Annotated in this window: 16 protein-coding genes and 3 pseudogenes; 5 read left to right on the top strand and 14 right to left on the bottom strand. The window is 31.2% G+C overall.

Features of this window, described 5'->3' with window-relative positions; translation table 11 throughout:
• Window positions 1–134: 134 nt before the first annotated feature.
• Entirely contained in the window at window positions 135–641 is a 507-nt protein-coding gene (locus ACSG5Z_RS24665; RefSeq protein ID WP_435712393.1) for a DUF3902 family protein, read from the bottom strand.
• A gap of 269 nt (window positions 642–910) precedes the next feature.
• On the opposite strand from ACSG5Z_RS24665, the pseudogene ACSG5Z_RS24660 reads away from it, so the two are divergent.
• Window positions 911–1,331: pseudogene (locus ACSG5Z_RS24660) on the top strand (helix-turn-helix domain-containing protein); the annotation flags it as partial.
• Between the two features lie 253 nt (window positions 1,332–1,584).
• Here the strand turns inward: ACSG5Z_RS24660 and ACSG5Z_RS24655 are convergent.
• The 6 genes and pseudogenes from ACSG5Z_RS24655 to ACSG5Z_RS24630 form a co-directional block, all read right to left on the bottom strand.
• Window positions 1,585–3,507, bottom strand: a complete 1,923-nt coding sequence (locus ACSG5Z_RS24655) for a M56 family metallopeptidase (RefSeq protein WP_435712392.1) — start codon at window positions 3,505–3,507, stop codon at window positions 1,585–1,587.
• Entirely contained in the window at window positions 3,507–3,908 is a 402-nt protein-coding gene (locus ACSG5Z_RS24650; protein WP_000661422.1) for a BlaI/MecI/CopY family transcriptional regulator, read from the bottom strand. Before ACSG5Z_RS24650 ends, ACSG5Z_RS24655 begins: the two co-directional genes overlap by 1 nt.
• Window positions 3,909–4,349: 441 nt before the next feature.
• A complete protein-coding gene (locus ACSG5Z_RS24645) occupies window positions 4,350–6,092 on the bottom strand; it encodes a methyl-accepting chemotaxis protein (RefSeq protein WP_435712391.1) in 1,743 nt (580 codons plus the stop codon).
• Window positions 6,093–6,315: 223 nt separating this feature from the next.
• Complete coding sequence (locus tag ACSG5Z_RS24640) at window positions 6,316–7,137, bottom strand: peptidoglycan-N-acetylglucosamine deacetylase (RefSeq protein WP_435712390.1); 822 nt, start codon at window positions 7,135–7,137, stop codon at window positions 6,316–6,318.
• 134 nt (window positions 7,138–7,271) lie between these two features.
• Entirely contained in the window at window positions 7,272–7,775 is a 504-nt protein-coding gene (locus tag ACSG5Z_RS24635) for a DUF3902 family protein (RefSeq protein ID WP_435712389.1), read from the bottom strand.
• A 69-nt stretch (window positions 7,776–7,844) separates the two neighbouring features.
• A pseudogene (locus ACSG5Z_RS24630) lies at window positions 7,845–8,207 on the bottom strand (pyridoxal-phosphate dependent enzyme); the annotation flags it as partial.
• A gap of 227 nt (window positions 8,208–8,434) precedes the next feature.
• Between ACSG5Z_RS24630 and ACSG5Z_RS24625 the strand changes: the two are divergent.
• Window positions 8,435–8,989 carry a helix-turn-helix domain-containing protein gene (locus ACSG5Z_RS24625; protein WP_074565440.1) on the top strand — a complete coding sequence of 185 codons (555 nt, stop codon included), beginning with the start codon at window positions 8,435–8,437 and terminating at the stop codon, window positions 8,987–8,989.
• 147 nt (window positions 8,990–9,136) lie between these two features.
• Here the strand turns inward: ACSG5Z_RS24625 and ACSG5Z_RS24620 are convergent, their stop codons facing one another.
• The gene (locus ACSG5Z_RS24620; RefSeq protein WP_435712388.1) at window positions 9,137–10,564 is read right to left on the bottom strand and encodes an S-layer homology domain-containing protein; all 1,428 of its coding nucleotides are present in this window, start codon (window positions 10,562–10,564) and stop codon (window positions 9,137–9,139) included.
• Between the two features lie 651 nt (window positions 10,565–11,215).
• Here ACSG5Z_RS24620 and ACSG5Z_RS24615 point away from each other — a divergent pair.
• Window positions 11,216–11,488, top strand: a pseudogene (locus tag ACSG5Z_RS24615) (S-layer homology domain-containing protein); the annotation flags it as partial.
• Between the two features lie 68 nt (window positions 11,489–11,556).
• On the opposite strand, the gene ACSG5Z_RS24610 reads toward ACSG5Z_RS24615, so the two are convergent.
• A complete protein-coding gene (locus ACSG5Z_RS24610) occupies window positions 11,557–12,792 on the bottom strand; it encodes a cytochrome P450 (RefSeq protein ID WP_088609990.1) in 1,236 nt (411 codons plus the stop codon).
• A gap of 161 nt (window positions 12,793–12,953) precedes the next feature.
• On the opposite strand from ACSG5Z_RS24610, the gene ACSG5Z_RS24605 reads away from it, so the two are divergent.
• Window positions 12,954–13,538, top strand: coding sequence for a TetR/AcrR family transcriptional regulator (locus ACSG5Z_RS24605; RefSeq protein WP_435712387.1), 585 nt, complete (start codon window positions 12,954–12,956; stop codon window positions 13,536–13,538).
• A 231-nt stretch (window positions 13,539–13,769) separates the two neighbouring features.
• On the opposite strand, the gene hfq is transcribed toward ACSG5Z_RS24605, so the two are convergent.
• The 5 genes from hfq to ACSG5Z_RS24580 all read right to left on the bottom strand — a co-directional run bounded on the left by hfq (window position 13,770) and on the right by ACSG5Z_RS24580 (window position 17,729).
• Window positions 13,770–13,958 (bottom strand): RNA chaperone Hfq, encoded by a 189-nt coding sequence (gene hfq / locus ACSG5Z_RS24600; RefSeq protein WP_088609988.1) that lies wholly within the window; start codon window positions 13,956–13,958, stop codon window positions 13,770–13,772.
• 430 nt (window positions 13,959–14,388) lie between these two features.
• Complete coding sequence (locus ACSG5Z_RS24595; RefSeq protein WP_435712386.1) at window positions 14,389–14,994, bottom strand: TetR/AcrR family transcriptional regulator; 606 nt, start codon at window positions 14,992–14,994, stop codon at window positions 14,389–14,391.
• 259 nt (window positions 14,995–15,253) lie between these two features.
• On the bottom strand, window positions 15,254–15,835 hold the full coding sequence (locus ACSG5Z_RS24590; RefSeq protein WP_088609985.1) for a 5' nucleotidase, NT5C type: 582 nt from the start codon (window positions 15,833–15,835) through the stop codon (window positions 15,254–15,256).
• Between the two features lie 51 nt (window positions 15,836–15,886).
• Complete coding sequence (ribD, locus tag ACSG5Z_RS24585; RefSeq protein WP_435712385.1) at window positions 15,887–16,999, bottom strand: bifunctional diaminohydroxyphosphoribosylaminopyrimidine deaminase/5-amino-6-(5-phosphoribosylamino)uracil reductase RibD; 1,113 nt, start codon at window positions 16,997–16,999, stop codon at window positions 15,887–15,889.
• Window positions 16,992–17,729: a GTP cyclohydrolase II gene (locus ACSG5Z_RS24580; protein WP_404520289.1), complete on the bottom strand. Its 738-nt coding sequence runs from the start codon at window positions 17,727–17,729 to the stop codon at window positions 16,992–16,994. Before ACSG5Z_RS24580 ends, ribD begins: the two co-directional genes overlap by 8 nt.
• Window positions 17,730–18,032: 303 nt before the next feature.
• On the opposite strand from ACSG5Z_RS24580, the gene ACSG5Z_RS24575 reads away from it, so the two are divergent.
• Window positions 18,033–18,350 (top strand): winged helix-turn-helix transcriptional regulator, encoded by a 318-nt coding sequence (locus ACSG5Z_RS24575; RefSeq protein WP_435712384.1) that lies wholly within the window; start codon window positions 18,033–18,035, stop codon window positions 18,348–18,350.
• The last annotated feature ends 185 nt before the right edge of the window (window positions 18,351–18,535 follow it).

The following is an 18,535-nucleotide window of genomic DNA, read 5'->3' as shown; positions in this document are numbered from 1 at the left end:
CACTCTTACAAATATTTAAACCCTATATTAATTTCTTATTCCATTCATTTAACTTATTCATACTTTTTTATATTCGGTTATAAGCTTAAAATTCATAACCTTTTTATTTTAATCCTTTTATAATCTGTGAGTTGCTACCATCCTGCACTTGCATTCATAGCAGATCCCATAAAATTAATAAATAACGGCCATAATAACGGCCATAACGTAAGAAGTAAATTTAGAAGTATAAGTATACTATATACCCCAGGAAAATTATGATTTTTACTATTTACCAATACTAAAATCACTAATAATATTATGGGTATTAAATATAAAAATAGCATTATAAACCAATACCATGTCATTAAAGTAAGACTCAATGGTCCTAATATCTCGTGTACAACTCCGAATGATATTCCTAATGCTCCAAAACTAAAGGTTGTAATTATTGTTTTTAGAAGCAATTTAGCCAATTTTGAGTCGTACGATTTTCTACTATATAGATCTATCACAATATACAACGATAGATATGCCATTAATACACCTATCCAAATCAATAGCCAGTCTGCATCTAACATAAAGATGTCAAACAGCGCCCAACACACCCCTACTATTGAAAAAACAAGGGAAATAATTATATATTTTAAAACAGGTTTCATATTCATTTCACGTCCTTTAAAAACTTAAGAATACATTATTAGCTTGTACTCCCTTTTTCTACCGCTTTACTATAGTCTGTTGTATATTCAATAACAGTAATCTCTTTACTTCTAAGTAGATCCTTTTTCCACGTTTTCGCATCAGTTGACAGTTTGAAAATTAATCATAATTTATTTTAATTAAATATATATTAACGGTATATTAAGTATAAGTAAATAAAATTAATTTTAATTTAATATACTTCACTCATTTAATAGAGATTATTTATATGAACAATATTAATGTTGTTCAAAAAATTATGGCATTTCGAAAAGGTGCAGGATTAACTAGTAAACGTTTAGCTGAAATAGCTGATATAACACCTTCCATGTTAATTAAGATTGAGAAAGGGATCACGAATCCATCCTTACAAACACTAAAGTTAATTTCTGTAGCATTAACTATTCCTTTATTTAATTTTTTCTTGAAAGATACTAATACAGAAGAATTAGTTGTAAGAGCGGATCAAAGAAAAAAATAACTTTCCCTGAAAGCTGTAATGTTTCGTATGAGTTATTCTCTCCTAATTTAGATGGATCACTGGAATTGGCTTTAATATGAATCTGCTACCTCAAACCGCTTCATCTCAAGTAAAACTATATCTAAATGATGAGGTTTTACTTCTCAATCCAGGTGATAGCGGTAAAATACATCACCATTTGCTAGTATTCTTCCATTACTTCTTTTTGAATTATACTCCCTCCTGTTCTCCATACAATATACCTACCTAGATTCAATTTATGTTTTAAATTGTTATTTTTTATCCACCTCAATCAAGCTAGCAAAACTAAATATCATTTTACTTTCTTATTATATAGACTATACTAATTTCTCTTCCCACTTATAGGTTTCGTTTAAGCTAAAAAAATATAGCCTCAAGAACGGGATCCTGAGACCCTATTTTTATTTTAGAAAGGACAGCATAATTTTCTCTGTTTCTTCTTTACTTAAATCACCTGTAATAATAAAGACTTGATAAGCGCTATTCTTTCCTTTTGCAGGAACAATCATTTGCATTGCTTTAGAGGGTTCCTCTGGATCAAGACTTTCAACTAAGGTTATTTTTGTACCTTCTAATTCATAATTTGTTACCTTTTCATTATACTCCGCTCTTTTATTCGAGAAATTTTTTGCATCATCAGTAACTGCAGATTGGTGCACAATATATACATTATCTTTACTTTCATTTTGATATTCATAAATAAAATCGGGATTCATTTTTCCAGTAGTCTTCGGTGTTGTAACACCTTCTCCAGTTAATTTAAACCCTTTTACCACATAACTTGGGGTCTTAATTGGAAAATCAACATATTTCTGTGCTTCCTTTTTAGTTAATGTAAATTCCGAAGTGATTTTCTGTCTAAATGGTCCAATTTCTTCACTGTTTTTCTGATATTTTTTTTGTTCTTCTGAATCTAACTTTTCAGGACTTCCTACTAACTTTACTTTTTTACCCAAAGTATATGCCTCTGTTTCTAAATCAATAAATCGTTTAAATTCTTCTTTTGTAAACAGATTTCGTGCCAAACCAACTTCTTTAAGTAAAGTATTATACTCTCCCTCTGAAACAAAAAATTCTGCATCTGCCCGTTCTTTTGTACCAATCATTTTTTCTACAATTTGCTGTATAGAAATATCGGTTTGTGCTTTTACTTCTTTCATATTATATTTCACTTCTATTTGTTGTTTCTCAGGGTTAGTCGGCTTATCAGCACGGGCATTTAATAAGGATACAGATGATACTGCAATCACTGCCACAGCCCCTATCGCAGACCAACGATATGATTTTTTTTGGAATCTTTTAATCATTAGAATTCTCCTTTTTAACGCTCTCTTGTTTTTACTAAAATTTGCTATACTTGGTACTTGATAATAACTTGAGTAGTGTTCTAATAGACTAATAATAGTATGTCCATACGCAATTTGTTCCTCTGCATCTATACATGTAAGAGCTAATGCATCGCATGCTAGTTCTTGATCTTCCCGCATACATGAGTAGGCATACCATAGAATTGGATTAAACCAATTTAAAATTAGTAAGCCGTGCATAAGCCAGTTCACACCAACATCTCTTCGCTTGATGTGAGCTAATTCATGATGAAAAATATATCGTAACTGTTGCTCATCTAATATTTTCATATGTACAGTTGACAATAGCAACTTGGGACGAATAAATCCAAACACTGTTGGACTGGAAACCTTTCCAGATACAAATAGAGGTATATTCCGTTGAATAGACATAGATTGCTTACACTTTTCAAAAATCTGGACAATCTTCTCGTCTGTAATAATAGGGTTTTTTTTTATGTAAAGTAATAAACGTCTGTTCATTATAAAAGTAGCAACACTTAGAAGGATAACGCCAGTAAACCAAATGTACATAAAGATTGTATAGAATGAAATCGACTCATCATCCTGCTTTTCATTAATGCTTGTTTGTGTCTTGTTTGCCTGAGCAGTTTTTGTTGAACTTGAGGTATAAGTATCTTCTTTTGTGAGCATCTTTGTATCGTCTATATCTTTTAATCCTTGCATACGTTCTTTTATAAGAAAATTAGCTACAGGATTTCGGCTAGAAATGAATACATCATCATTCTTGTAAGTAAGAACAGAATAGATACTATAGGAACTATCTGGCGACCAAGGTAAAACAAGTCTTATAATTAATATGATCCATAGCATATACTGCCAGCGTGGAGTTAACTTATTTCTAAACAAGACCTTGATACACAAGATTAGTCCCACTAAAATACTAGCCATAATGGAAGTCTCAATCATCCAATCAAAAAAAGCAGGTAGATAGATATTTATAAATTTTTCTATCACTATAATCTATCCTTCCTCTGATTTTCCTCAGTTTTCTCATCCAGAATACGTTTAAGTTCGTTAATATCTTCTGAAGACAGCTTTTCTTCTTTTAAGAAATTTACAAGTAAAGGTTTAAATGCTGCACCATAGAAACGTTTAAGTAAAGATTTCGTTTCTACTTGTAAATAACTATCTTGCGATACCAAAGGATAATAAGAGTACAAACGCCCTTTATCTTGATGGTAAGCCACTGCTTCTTTGTGAACTAATCGATTAATCAGCGTTCGAATCGTTTTGGGTTTCCAATCCATTTTCACCTCTAACGCTTCGATCACCTCATTTGCCGTTTGTGGAGATTTTGACCATAATACTTTCATTACTTCTAATTCAGCTTCCGAAATTTTCGGTAATTCTTTCATTGTTTAAAATTACACCTCCCTGTATTACGTTTGTAATCTACAACTGAATATTACACTTGTAATCTCGTGTTGTCAATCGTATTTAATGTTTGTAGAATCCTTTCCTATGCCCATTAACATAAATTTGGACTATCATGTTCTCCTAATGAGACAAGAAAGTGGATACTATTTTATAAACAATAGCTTCTGTAAAATTTAATATTATCACATTAACAAATATTTACATATAAACATAAGGATGCAGGTATTATATTAATTAAAAACTTATATTTAAAAGACATTTACTTACTCTAATTCATAAGTAAATGTCTTTTGATTAAAAAATAGTTATTTCTATTAATAACTCCGAGTGGGAAATCCAACAATATAATTAACTATTTAAATTTAACTGTTAACCAGACCTAAAAATTGCCCTATTTTAATAGCAATTTTTTATTTTTCTTACATTATATTTGATTGCTCTTTGTCTTGCTTCTCGATAGTAAATTTTGAAACTAATGCTGACAATGCTTCTACTTTTTCTTTTATTTTGTTCGATTGATTCGATATCTCCTCGATTGATGCTGCTTGTGATTGGATAGACTGTACAGTTTGAGTTGTTTCCTTAGCTACTTGCGTTGAAGTTTCAGAAACACTGGACATAGAGGCATTGACTTCTTCTGTACCGGCAGACATTTCTTCTGTCGCTGCAGATACCTCTTGAATTTGGCTAGTGATTTTATTAATCGCCACCATAATAGATGAGAATGCTTGATCTGCTTTATTAGCTGTTTCTTTTCCTTCTGAAGCTTTTTGTTGGCCTTTTTGCATTGCAGCAACTGTATCTTTTGTATCTTGTTGAATGGCTTGTATTAAATGATTGATTTCATATGCAGATGTTTTAGACTGCTCAGCTAAATTTCCTACTTCCGCTGCCACTACTGCAAATCCTTTGCCGTTTTCTCCAGCACGTGCAGCTTCAATTGATGCGTTTAAGGCAAGAAGGTTTGTTTGTTCAGCAATATTAGTGATTGCATCCAGAGCTTTATCTATTTGTTGCGTACGTGTAACAAGCCTCCCAATTACTTTAGAAGTTTCTTCAACAACCTCATGAACACTATTCATTTGAAGTATAGATTGCTTTATCACTTCACTGCCAGAATTGACTTGTTCTGTTGTTGTGACAGCTACTTCTGTAACCATTGCTGAAGATTCAGCTACTGTTTGAACTCCAGTCGTAATTTCTTCCATTGAAGATGAACTTTCTTGAATACTTGTAACTTGCCCTTCTATTTTTTTATCAACCTCAGATATTGTTTGAACAACTTCTCTTGAAATATGGGATGCTCGTTTAGTATCTTTTAACATTCCATTGGTAGAAGAAATAACCTCTTGTGTTGTATTTTTTACTTCTCCAATTAATTGTTGCAAGTTATCCAACATACTATTAAAAGACGTTACAATATTCCCCAATTCATTATTTGATTTATAAGAAGTACGTATCGTTAGATCACCTGCAGATACCCCTGCCATATCCGTTTCTAATAATACAATTGGTTGATTAATAGCTTTTTTAATGATATAGCCAATAAAAATAACGATTGCAATTGCTATAATGGAGATACTAACAAACAGCATCATGGTATTTTTTGCACTGTCAGTATTATTTTTTTGTAATTGATCTGCATTATTATTATTAAATTCGATAAGTTCGCGAATTACCTGAATTGACTTTTTCATATTAGGATCAACCTCTTTTAGGTAATAAGCATATGCTTCTTCATTATTAGATTGTCCCAAATCTTGCACTTTTTTCAGTTGTGTTCTTAAGTCCTTGAATATTGTATAAAATGTGTTATACAATTCCTTTTCTCTATTAGAACTAACTCTTGTCTCAAACTTCTTTAATAACTGATCAGTTTCTGCACGAGCTACATCTATTTCTATTAAAAGTTCTTTTATTCGTTTTTCATCTTTTGATAGGATCGTTTCTTTTACATTCATATTAATAAGATAAAAATTAGACTCTATAGCTCCTATCCACTGAATAGGTAACAAACTATCTTCATACATAGTAGTAGAAGCATGCTCCCCTTTTTTAAGGCCCCAAAATCCTAGTATAGATAATATGATACAAGAGACACTTGCTATAACTACCATTGCGTTTAGTATTGTGCCAATTTTACTGTTTTTTAAAAACGACAATTAAATTCACTCCATTTTCATATAATGATTAAGTAATTTATTGTATAAAAATAAAAGATATTTAATTATTTACATACAATAAAAAACCCTATACTTAAATTTAAATAATAAAAAATAAATGGTTAAAAGAGCGTGTTGTTATATATTTAGGTCAACGCGCTCTTACATATATTTAAACCCTATATCAATTTCTTATTCCATTCATTTAACTAATAAATACTTTTTATATTCGGTTATCATGCCAGAAGTTTATTGAAAAATGATTACTCTCATCATAAGCTTCAAATTCATAACCTTTTTCTTTTAATCCCTTTATAATTGCTGGAACTGCCGAGACAGATTGTGGATGAATATCATGCATTAAAATAATTTCTTTTGAAGACGTCGCACCAGCTAAGACATTTTGAACAATTTTTGCTGCTGCTACATCAACGGGTAATTTATTGTATTTCCAATCTAAAGAATCAATTGTCCAATCCCATACTTTTAAATTATTTCCGACCACTTCATTTCGAAGTGATTCATTTAACCCGGGCATCGATCCATATGGTGGGCGTGTTAATTTCGGTAAGTTTCCAATAACATTTCTAATTAAAGATTGATCCTCTTTCATTTCCTTAACATATTGCTGATTGGTGTATAGCTTTTTAAAATCATGTGTCATACTATGCATGCCCACATAATGGCTCTCTACATGCTCTCGTTTCACTAAATCTGGGAACCTTTTCACATTGTCGCCAATTAAAAAGAATGTTGCTTTCACATTATTTCTTTTTAATACATCTAATAGGTTAGCTGTATATTTTCCTGGTCCATCATCAAAAGTTAAATATGCAACTTTTCTTTCTTTACCATCAAAACGATTAGGTATCGATTTTTTCAATTCATTTTTAGGTAGACTGCTCACTTGTTGAACACTGTTTATCTCTTCCGCATTTACCAGCTTAGGATTTGTAATAGATTGAAACATGTAATACCCTATTGCTACTAATGTAATAGCCAACAATACACTTATAATTCTTTTTTTCTTAAGCTTAATTTTCATATTATAATCTTCTTCCTATCCTATTATTCCAATTTATGTTGTTTAGTTATATTATTCTATTAGCTTATAAAGCTCTTTAACTTAACCAATCTCAATTTTAGATTACTTATTTTAATAATCTATATAGGTAAAAATTAGTGTCCTGCACTAGCATTCATGCCATTTCCTATGATAGTTAGAACCAAAGGATATAATACTGGTCCTAGGGTAAGAAAAATGTTTAAAATTACAATAAATGTATATGACAGGCTGTGATTTTGGATATTTTGATGTACAAATACTAGGATAACTAATGTTATTATAGTAATAAAATGTAGTAATAACATTATCAACCAAAAATACATCATTATAGTAAGATTCGCCTTTCCTAATAGTTGGCATGTTATCCCTATTATTATTCCTAATACTGTAGCATTAAAGGAAATAAATAAAATTCTTTTTAGTATTCTAGGAAATGTTTTGTAATCCACCGTTTTATTATATAAGCCTATTAAAATGCCCAAAGATAGATATGCCAGTAATAGCCCTACCCAATCCCAGATCCAATCTTGACCTCCCATTAAAGTAAACAAAAGCGAAATGACCCCTCCTACTGCAAGAATTAAGGAGATCATAATGTTAGTTAAAGCTGATTTCATAATGTTTTCACTTCCTGAAAAATTTTATAATAAAGCATTAGTGTTTACTCATATGTTTTCATTTACGTATTAGAACTTCTTTTTAATTAACTGAGAATCTGTTTGATAGTATTCTTCCATTACTTTTTTTGGAATCATACTTCCTCCTGTTCCCTATACAATTTGTGTACCTTGATTCAATTTATGTTTTAAATCATTATTTTGTAAAGAGCCTCGCCCCCCTTTATGCAATTTAATAGGTCTAATCATTCCTGCTAATGCTGATGGTTCTAGCTAAATATCCTCTTTACCCACTATTTCTTTTAATAGCTTATATAAATGATTATCATCAACTGTATATGCTCCACTTAAAAATGGTTCTATTGCTTTCCCTACAAACCCAGATGATATTCCAAGTGCCAGTCCATCCGCTATTGCATTATTGTCAATCCCAAAACCTTATACAGAAATTCAATCATATAATCAGGTCATCATACTTAATAATTCGCATGGAAGAATAAGTATCAATCATTTCTCGTCTTATTTACTATTCTCACAACTATGCAGGTGCTTGAAAATTAATCATACTTTATTATAATTAAGTATATTAACAACATGTTTAGTATAAGTGAATAAAATTAATTTTAATTTTATTCACTTATTTAAAGGGGATTACGCATATGAACAATATTAATATCGGTGAAAAAATTATGGTATTTAGAAAAGGTGCCGGATTAACTAGTAAACGGTTAGCTGAATTAGCTGATATAACACCTTCCATGTTAAGTCAGATTGAGAAAGGAATCACGAATCCATCCTTACAAACACTAAAACTAATTTCTGCAGCATTAAATATTGCTTTATTTAATTTTTTCTTAGAAGATACCAATACAGAAGAATTAGTTGTAAGAGCTAATCAAAGAAAAAAAATAACTTTCCCTGAAAGTGGCAATGTTTCGTATGAGTTATTATCACCTAATTTAGATGGATCACTGGAATTAGCTTTAATGAATCTGTTACCTCAAACCGCTTCTTCTATGGAGCCTATGGCACATAAAGGTGAAGAAATAGCATTTGTTATGGAAGGACAAGTAAAACTATATCTAAATGATGAGGTTCTACTTCTTAATCCAGGTGATAGTGTTAAAATACCACCATATGCAAAACATAAATGGGAAAACACCTCTTTGCATAAAGTCACTGTTATATTTGGAGTAACCCCACCATCTTTTTAATTTCAAATACTAGCGCATAAAAGTTAGAGAAAATAATTCTCTAACTTTTTTGTATACATAACTGTATTTAAAAAAAGTAAAAAACTTGTCTCATAATTATTTGAGATTAAAATCTAAAAGATTAAGAGCAGTTAGAGACCTTTCTAATTACATACTTAATTTACTTTTTAATGTCCAGTATTTTTCTCCATTAGTTTCAAAAGAGAATTCCACCCATCCATTTGGATCTTCACGATAAATAAAGATGTTTGTTCCACGAGTTACTGTACCAACTTTATTTTCCTCGACTGCTACATCTGATTTACTTTTAATTTTTAAGTTAAATGGATACGGTACATGGTAATAAGCAGCTGTTGATACAACATTTGCTGTTGTCCCATCTTCATACATGTTATATGGAGTGTTATTAGATAACGCTTCAACATCTAATGTTTCAGGATTCTTTGGTAATTTTTTTGCAGATGTATAGTCTTCCGCACGGAAAGGTTTAATACGTTCCATAATATTTGCAATTTTTCCAGCCCAGCCTTTGTCTGATGCATATTTTACGTTCATACCAGCTAATGTTGGTCCGTTATAATGCATGCCATCTTCTTCTAAATATCTTTCTCGTACATAATTAGCATTATAAGCAATACTGTCGCCGTAGGTTGGTAAATATTTTGCATATTTAAACGGATCCTTATCATACGCACGTAATCCAAATAAATTGTGTTTTCGATATGCAATTTCTGATTTTCCATATCCGGACTCTAAAATTGCATGTGCTGTTAAATACTGTGCATTGACACCGTATTGATTTTGCGCATTAATAAAATCTTGCCCATGTCCAACTAACGGACTATCTGAATGGTATTTTGCAATAAAACTATCAATCTCTTGGGCAGTAATATTAGAAGCCACTGTTAAGTTTAAATCTTCATATGATGTAGCAGTAATGATTTCTTTTCCTTCTAAACCATCGTTTAGATTTTGTTGCAACATATCTGTTTTAGCAGTAAGTTGAGCGGCCTCGGCGCGTGTTATAGACCTATTTGGTTGCCAACCATTATCAGTACCAGCGGAAATTTTTAAGTCAATCAAAATATTGGCATATTTTTCTCCCCAATGCCCTTTTAAATCCTCAAATTTACTTTGGCCATTATCATGTGTTGTACTCTGTAATTTATAAGCATTTACTAGCATGGTCGCCATGGCGGCGCGAGTTACTTTACCGGATGGATTGAAGATGCCATTCCCTTCTCCTTTAATGATACCAGCTTTTTCAGCTGCAGCAATATACGGAGTAGCCCAGTGGTCTTGAGAATCTGTAAAGGAAGGTTTGGCATTGAAGTCAATTTGCATACCCAAAACCCTTGTCATAATAGTCGCCGCAGAAGCTCTGTCTAATGAATCATTTGACCCAAAAATCCCATCTGGGTAGCCACTTAATACATGTTTATCTACTAAATAATTAACAGATTGCTCTGCCCACTTTGGAACATCAGGGAATTTCTTGATATCTGCAAATATATTAGATGAGTAGGATAGTAGACTTCCTGCAATAATTCCTGTAGCAATTAACCTGGATTTCATAAAATATTCTCCTTCTAAATCTTAATTTCTATCCATTTTCATGCAACTAATTTATATTATCCCTTTATTAAGAATTAATAATGAAAAGTTGCAATAAATGTTGGTGAGATTATTGAATAATTAACTATATTGTTAATGGACAATATATATACTCTGTTGCATAAATAAAGGTTCTTTATCCAACAGAGTATATAGAGAAAAGGTTTTCTATCAATACGTATCTTTTAAAAATTTTTAAGCATAACATACATTTGGTTCAACGATTTTAGCTACCTGTATATAAGTGTCAATGAACAAATATAAGTTTATATTCAACTTTTTTAATTAAATTCAAGTTAGTTTTTGTATACTTGTTAAACTTGTAAACAAACTTGAAAATCAATCTCAATTAATATTGATTAATTATAGTTAAGTATATATTAATACGTCAACACATTATTAATTTTTAGTGAATAAAATTAATTTATATTAATTTTTTTATGTAAATATTAAACATTTTTAGTAAAGTTATTCATTGACACTTATGCATATAAGTAACTATAATCGTTACACCGAATTGCTATAGATGTCAGCATCATCACAAACATATAAATATAAAAATAAAAAATCTCAATTTGGTAATACAATAGATTGGTAGAGGTGTATATTTTTATGAAGCGCAAATTAATTACAACAGGTCTTCTTGCGGGGGCTATATTATCCTATTCTTCTAGTATTTTTGCGGATACTCAAAAGTTTCCTGATGTTCCAAAGTGGGCAGAGCAATCTGTTAATTATTTATTGGAAAAACAAGCCATATCAGGTTTACCAGATGGTACCTTTGGCTCAAACGCTACGTTAGATCGAGCTTCCGCCGCAACAATTATAACAAAATCCTTAGGGATAAAAATTGATATAACAGCCAAACCTTCTTTTACAGATAGTCTGATGTTGATAGTTCTAGTTTATAAATAGAGTTGGCTCTAGTACAGCCTGTACCAGAGCCAAACTATTTACTTTATATGAATAATTTCACTTTTAACAGGGAGAGATTTCAAACCATATACAGAACTAACACTTGAGATAGGAACGGGAAGATTATGGTCAATAAACGAAAATGATTTATATTTTTTCATTAATTCCGTCAATACAATTTTAGCTTCTAATCTAGCTAGGGGAGCACCTAAGCAAAAGTGTATTCCATGGCCAAATGCAAGATGGGGATTTCGACTACGATGTATGTTAAAGCTATCAGGATCTTGAAAATGAAGAGAATCACGATTAGCTGATCCGAGCCAAGCTGAGATGATTTGATCTACTTGTAGAGTTTGGCCTCCTAATTGAACCTCTTTTTTTACTTTTCGTACAATTCTTTGAGCTGGTGAACGATACCGCAGTACTTCTTCAATTGCTTTTGGAACAAGAGATATATCCTGTTGTATTTGCTTATAAACATCTGGATGTTCTATCAAACAATATAATGAGTTTCCAAGTAAGTTAGTTGTAGTTTCATTTCCTGCTACCAATAGTAATTTACAAAATGATACTATTTCCTTGCCCGAAATATTTTTGTCTATTTCACTTTGAACCAATAAAGAAATAATGTCATTTGAATCTATTTTGGATTTTTCTCGATTGAGTTGTATGATTTCTTCAAAAAATTCCTCTAATTCATTTTCTGCTTGTAAACGTATATGAAAAAATTCTTTCAAATAATCCGGATCATCATGACTGGGTGAACTTACTATAATATCAGACCACTTCTTGAATCTTTCCATATCATTAACAGAAACACCTAACATTTCAGCAATTACTATAACCGGTAAAGGATAAAATAACTCTTGGACAATATCAAAATTTTCACGATTAGATAATTGAATAAGAATATCATTTGTGATTTGCTGAATTCTCGGCTCCCATACCTTTACTGCTTTAGGAGTGAAAGATCGATGTACAATAGACCGAATTTGCGTATGTTTTGGTGGATCCATCCCAAGAATACTTTGTGGAAATGGAGACTTTTTTTCCTCTGGCATAACATTAGAAAAAAACTCTTTATCCTCTAAAACCCTTTTTACATCATCGTACAAAAAAACATTCCACATGTCAGCCTGAGGATTAAAATAAATAGGTTCTTTTTCTCGCATCTCCTTATACCATGCAAATGGTTCATATGGATCTCCTAAAGCCTCTTTTCCTACCAACTTATTTGTAGGAATCATAAAAATTGATTGATAAGGTGTTTTCATATATAACAATCTCCCCTCCAAAAAATAATTCTTAATACACCGAATCATATTCATAGAATCTCATTCGGTGTATTGAGAATTATACAATAATAACACGAATTTTCAAAATACTTTTTCACTTTTAAGATATCAGTTACTATATAGGTAAGGGGGAATAAGGGGTGCAAAAAAAAAAATTAACGAAAAGAAAACAACAAGCTCTACAAACAGAGAACAATATATTTCTTGTGTTTTTAAATTTAACGAAAGAAAAAGAAATTGAAAATCTAACTATTGAGGATATTTGTAAAAAGGCAAATATCTCCGTAGGCACTTTTTATCATTATTTTTCTTCCAAAGAAGATATTTATCAAAAATTATTTCAACAAATTGAACAAAACCTACATGTTGAATTAGAAAGTATAGATCAACATACGACAGTGCGAAAAACTATTTTGAATTTCTTCCAATGCATAGCAGAATATACAACTAAATTAGAGTTACATATAAATCTCCTTAACGACTTCAACAAAAGAATATTTGTATATGAACCTTCTTTAATTTATAGAACTCTAAATAATCTTGTTTATAAAGGAAGAACGGAAAAAGAATTAATAAATGATATGACTGTAGAAGAAATCACAACGTATCTTTTTATAATTGCTAGAGGAATTATATTAGACTGGTGTCTTTTAGGTGGTAGGTACTCACTAGAGCAGCGAATGGATACTTATATGAAATTAACCTTGAAATCTTTAAAACTCTAAATTTTAATCAAACGCTACGCTTTCTTGTCCCTATTTGTGCGTTTAGTAAAATTTTATCATTTGGGGGTATTTGAACATCTAAATCAAAAGAAAAAGTATAACCCTTCTTTATATTGCGAGAAAGAAGAATTATGCTTTTTCTTTTTTTAATAGAATATATTAAGCCAATATCATTTTTGCTTTTTATAAAATCTATTGTCTTAAAACTAAAATTTTATTAACTTTGAAAAATTACTTAGTAATAGTAGAAATAGCTTGTTTATAAATTAATTGGTGTTTATTATGAGCCATTACAAGGACAGAGTATGTATCCATTGAAAGTATTTGTCCTCGTATCGGAACACCACTTTTCAAAAATATAGTAACCGTTCTTTTTGTATCTATTAGTTCTTTATACATATCCTCTTGTATCATTTTCATATTTTCCCCTCCCCGTTTAAATCGTAACATATTTTAAACATTGATATCATTGGATTAAAGTAATTATTACTTGAAAAATTAATAAGGTTTTATTGTTTTCTGATAATATACTCCTTCCTCAAAATTTTGAAGGTGTGAAACTTCAATTATAAGTCGGAAATGAATTTCGGTTTGTCATAGCCAGAAACTCTTGATAAACGAGCTATATGAAATTCATTGATAGTTTGATATAAGAAGTTGCAGAAAGAAAATAGAGTGCGAAAAACAAGCCATTCGGTCTCTGCATAACATATCAACCGTACCAAAAGAATGTCCATGCGTCGGACATCTAGGGGGGAACACCCTAAAGTAACGCTCAGGGAGTCGAAAGGTTACTTTCGTCGTGGAACTGAGAAGCTCCCACTTCAAGCTTTGCTAAGTGGCGAGTAGTTCACAATGTTGGATTATGTATTAATGAAGAAATAATTCTGTTTACAAGATCATCTGTTATCCACTCTGTTTTCATATCGTCAGCATCTTTTTGATCAATGGAATCAATAAATTTTTTGAATTTCGGAAATAAGACAATAGATGTAATCCAATAAATTGCATGATTCGTTGAAAAGAAATGAAAAACGCCTTGTTCTTTCCCTTTCAATAAAATTTGTTTTAATTGTTCGAAATTCCCAATAATATATGGTTTAACTTTTTCTAATCGTGAACTTTCCTTGAGAATTTCTTCATATACAAGCGCTCCAATTTCAGGATGTTGTTTTATATGTGTAATAAAGAAAGTTAAATATTGTCTAAGAGCATTTCTAGAATTATACTGTGTTTCCTCAAGAAAATTGGGTAGTTTTTTTGCAAAACCATATTTTTTAAACACTTCTAAGTAAAGATTCTCTTTCCCTTTAAAATAATATGAAACCATAGCAACATTTACCCTTGCTTCTATTGCGATTTCTTGGATACTTGTACCATCATAACCACGCTCTCCAAATTTTTTCTTAGCCGCTTCTAAGATGTTTTCAATCGTCTGCTCGCGGGATTTCCCCATTCTATACACCTCAAATTATAAATAATGTATTAAAAAAATTAATATGTGCTTTATATCACAAACTTTTATGAAATTCAATTATATATTTTAAATTAAGATTTAACAAATAATCAGATATTAATCGTTTTTGTAAAAATATTTCCTATTTACTAAATGTAAAATAATGATGATATACAAAAAGAAGGAAAGACATACCACATATGTCTTTCCTTTTAAAAATATCTAGCCCCAGATAATTTTGACTCCATTTGAATTCTTTTTAGTTATCTACATATGTATCTTTTTTTACGATATCTATCAATTCAGTCCAACTTGTAATGCGGGGAATATTAAGGTAATCATTGTAAGAAGTATTTTTTGCATACACTTTAATTGGTTGTCCTATTAAAGTTTCTAAGACAGCTGGCTTATCATCAAAGAAATAATCTAGCTTTATTTCCTGTATGAAATGTATTTTCTCTTCATCTTTCATCCCATAGAAAAAGCGATCCTCATGTACTGGAAAATTCTTTTCCAGTAACCATCTTTTTGTTTGCTCTCCATGTTCTTTAGGTCGCGCAGTTATATAATATACTTCATGTCCCTGTCTTTCTAATTCTTGTAATGTCTCTACTGCATATGGAAACGGTAAACAAGAAGTATAATAAATTTCATCAAGCAAACTGTTCCACATCTGACCACCTTCCTCGGAGGTCATGCCAAATGCTTCATGAATTTCAATTGTTTTTAAAGAATGAAATACATCCAATCCTACTTCTTTGTTTAATTTTTTGTTATATAAATGAAAAGCATGCTGTCTTAAATCAATTAAAGTATCATCGATATCAAATCCAAACTTCACTCTTCATCGCCCCTTTCTGTACTTCATTTAATGTAAAAAATAAGTAGTTTTTTATTTTCCTTCTTCCTCATATTCACCACATTCAGGATAACCAATAAATTTATAATCTTTTCCAACTTGGGTAAATGATATATCCTTAAATTCAATTGCATCTTGCATTTTAGTAATGCCTGTACCCTCTACAAAGCTAGGTGCCATTCTTCCCCCAATAATCTTAGGTGCGATATACAATACAAGTTTATCCATTAATTTATTTTCAATAAACGATGCATTCACCTCTCCTCCACCTTCAATAAGAAGAGAAGAAACCCCTTTTTGTCCTAAAATATCAAGCATTTCATGTAAATTTATATGTTTTTCTCCACTAGTAACAAACACTTTGACACCTGCATGTTCTAATGCTTGCTTTTTCACTGCATCATGATTATTTGTTGTAAAGATCCAGGTAGCAGCTTCTCCATCTGTAACAACTTTTGATTTCATTGAGATCCGTAAGGTAGAATCTACTATCACCCGAATTGGATTTCGTCCATTTGGAATACGCGTTGTTAATGAAGGGTTATCTTTTTGTACTGTATTAGCCCCTACTAAAATAGCTGCATTTTCATTTCTTATCTGATGTACATCCTGTCTTGCTTCTTCAGATGTAATCCACTTACTATCCGATTCAGACGTAGCAATTTTCCCATCTAATGTAACACCAGATTTAACCGTTACAAATGGACGTTTTGTCATAATATATTTGTTAAAGACTTCATTCATCTTTCTCGCTTCTTCTTCATAGATTCCTACAATTACTTCAATACCAGCATCTTGTAGAATTCTAATGCCACGTCCAGAAACAAGAGGATTAGGATCAAGTGTAGCAACTACTACTCTTTTAATTCCTGCTTGTACAATTGCTTTTGCACAAGGACCTGTTCTTCCATGATGAGAACAAGGCTCTAGGGTAACATAAATCGTGCCACCACGGGCCTGTTCTGCCGCCATACGTATCGCGTGTATTTCGGCATGTGGTTCCCCCGCCTTCATATGTACTCCGATTCCTACAATTCGATTGTTATTTACAATTACGGATCCAACCAGTGGATTTGGAGTAGTTTGTCCCTTCATAGCCTTAGCATTTTCAAGGGCTAACCTCATATATTTCTCATGCTCACCCATGTAAATGACCTCCCTCAAAATGCCCAGAGCGATGGATTTTCGTTTGTAAATATTTCTCATTGAATTCTGAGACGTCCCCCCATAATGGCTCACGACTCGTAACATTTAATCCTGCTTTTTGCAACGCTTCTAGTTTTCTTGGATTATTTGTAATCAACTTTACAGGTTTTAAGCGTAATGCTTTTAATACTTCAATTGTATCATCGTAATTACGAACGTCATCATCAAAACCTAAATTTAAATTAGCTTCTACTGTATCTAAGCCGTTTTCTTGCAGGATATACGTCATCGCTTTACTAAACAAACCAATTCCTCTTCCCTCATGATTTGCTAGGTAGAATAGAGCGCCTGCGCCATGTTCTGTAATCATTTGTAAGGATTGCTTTAATTGGAACCCACAATCACAACGTTTACTACCAAAAATATCACCCGTATGACAAATACTATGCATACGAATCAGTGCATCTTCAGCATTCTCAAAATCACCGTACACAAGTACACTAGATTGTTGCATATCTGCTAAATTAAGAAATGATAGTTTTTCAATAATACCTTCTATACCATTCGTAACTTCATTAGTTTGTAACCAAGAATACCATTGGAAAATTTTCGTTTCCCCATATAAATTAATTGGTAATTTGATAGGGCCAACAAGATAAATCTCTTTTCCATCTTGATGTATTAATTGAATTTTATCTTCTAACATATGAATTGTATCTGTTGTAACCATTAGGTACCTCCTAGTTTAGAGAATCTCTAAAAAGTTCTCTTCCATTTTATATTTTTTATTATTTAACTTACACAACGTAAGTATTTTTACAAATGATATTCTTGTTCTCTTAGCTTATATTCAATATGTATCATCATATCTTTAGCAAATTAGAGAAAAGAATTGTTAGTTATATAAAATAACTTAGTTACTTTATGTAAGTGAGTATACATTTACAATCAGTTTACGTCAAGTAATTAATTATAAAAAAATTTGTTACTAATTGTAAGATGTTATATAATTTCTTTTAGGAGGTGAAGTAAAATGAATGATTCTACATTATGCCCTCACTTTGAAAAAGGAATGAGATTTTTTAGTCAAAGATGGACAGCACTAATTATTTTCCAACTTTTCTCTGGATCTCAGCGTTTTTGTACGCTTGAATCCTCTCTTCCTGTCAGCGGAAGATTACTTTCAGAAAGACTAAAGGAATTAGAACAAGAAGGAATTGTAGAGCGTAAGGTCTTTCCTGAGACACCAGTTCGTATAGAATATTCTTTAACTCAAAAAGGATTTGCTTTAGAATCCATTATTCGCGGAATAGAAAAATGGTCACAAGAATGGATAGAACTTGAAGAATAGTATAAGAGATTTTTCGTATCTAGCTTTAATTAATCAAATTATGTATATTTAAAACGCTAGCTTTTTCAAGTATTTATGAAAGCTAGCGTTATTTCATGATTCAATAAATAAAAATACTCACTTAAATTTTATGCTTTTAAATAAAAAATAGGAGGAGTCTATCGTGACAGACTCCTCCTAAAAAC

Source organism: Bacillus pretiosus (assembly GCF_051294775.1).
In the GTDB taxonomy this organism is placed as follows: domain Bacteria; phylum Bacillota; class Bacilli; order Bacillales; family Bacillaceae_G; genus Bacillus_A; species Bacillus_A wiedmannii.
This window is presented reverse-complemented; position numbering and strand designations above follow the sequence as displayed.

Bases quoted from the DNA above. Each gene is read 5' to 3' on its own strand.
- hfq (WP_088609988.1), bottom strand. From the start codon at position 13,958: ATGAAAATGATACAAGAGGATATGTATAAAGAACTAATAGATACAAAA.
- ACSG5Z_RS24610 (WP_088609990.1), bottom strand. From the start codon at position 12,792: ATGAAAACACCTTATCAATCAATTTTTATGATTCCTACAAATAAGTTG.
- ACSG5Z_RS24620 (WP_435712388.1), bottom strand. From the start codon at position 10,564: ATGAAATCCAGGTTAATTGCTACAGGAATTATTGCAGGAAGTCTACTA.
- ACSG5Z_RS24665 (WP_435712393.1), bottom strand. From the start codon at position 641: ATGAAACCTGTTTTAAAATATATAATTATTTCCCTTGTTTTTTCAATA.
- ribD (WP_435712385.1), bottom strand. From the start codon at position 16,999: ATGGGTGAGCATGAGAAATATATGAGGTTAGCCCTTGAAAATGCTAAG.
- ACSG5Z_RS24580 (WP_404520289.1), bottom strand. From the start codon at position 17,729: ATGGTTACAACAGATACAATTCATATGTTAGAAGATAAAATTCAATTA.
- ACSG5Z_RS24650 (WP_000661422.1), bottom strand. From the start codon at position 3,908: ATGAAAGAATTACCGAAAATTTCGGAAGCTGAATTAGAAGTAATGAAA.
- ACSG5Z_RS24635 (WP_435712389.1), bottom strand. From the start codon at position 7,775: ATGAAATCAGCTTTAACTAACATTATGATCTCCTTAATTCTTGCAGTA.
- ACSG5Z_RS24640 (WP_435712390.1), bottom strand. From the start codon at position 7,137: ATGAAAATTAAGCTTAAGAAAAAAAGAATTATAAGTGTATTGTTGGCT.
- ACSG5Z_RS24625 (WP_074565440.1), top strand. From the start codon at position 8,435: ATGAACAATATTAATATCGGTGAAAAAATTATGGTATTTAGAAAAGGT.
- ACSG5Z_RS24595 (WP_435712386.1), bottom strand. From the start codon at position 14,994: ATGGGGAAATCCCGCGAGCAGACGATTGAAAACATCTTAGAAGCGGCT.
- ACSG5Z_RS24575 (WP_435712384.1), top strand. From the start codon at position 18,033: ATGAATGATTCTACATTATGCCCTCACTTTGAAAAAGGAATGAGATTT.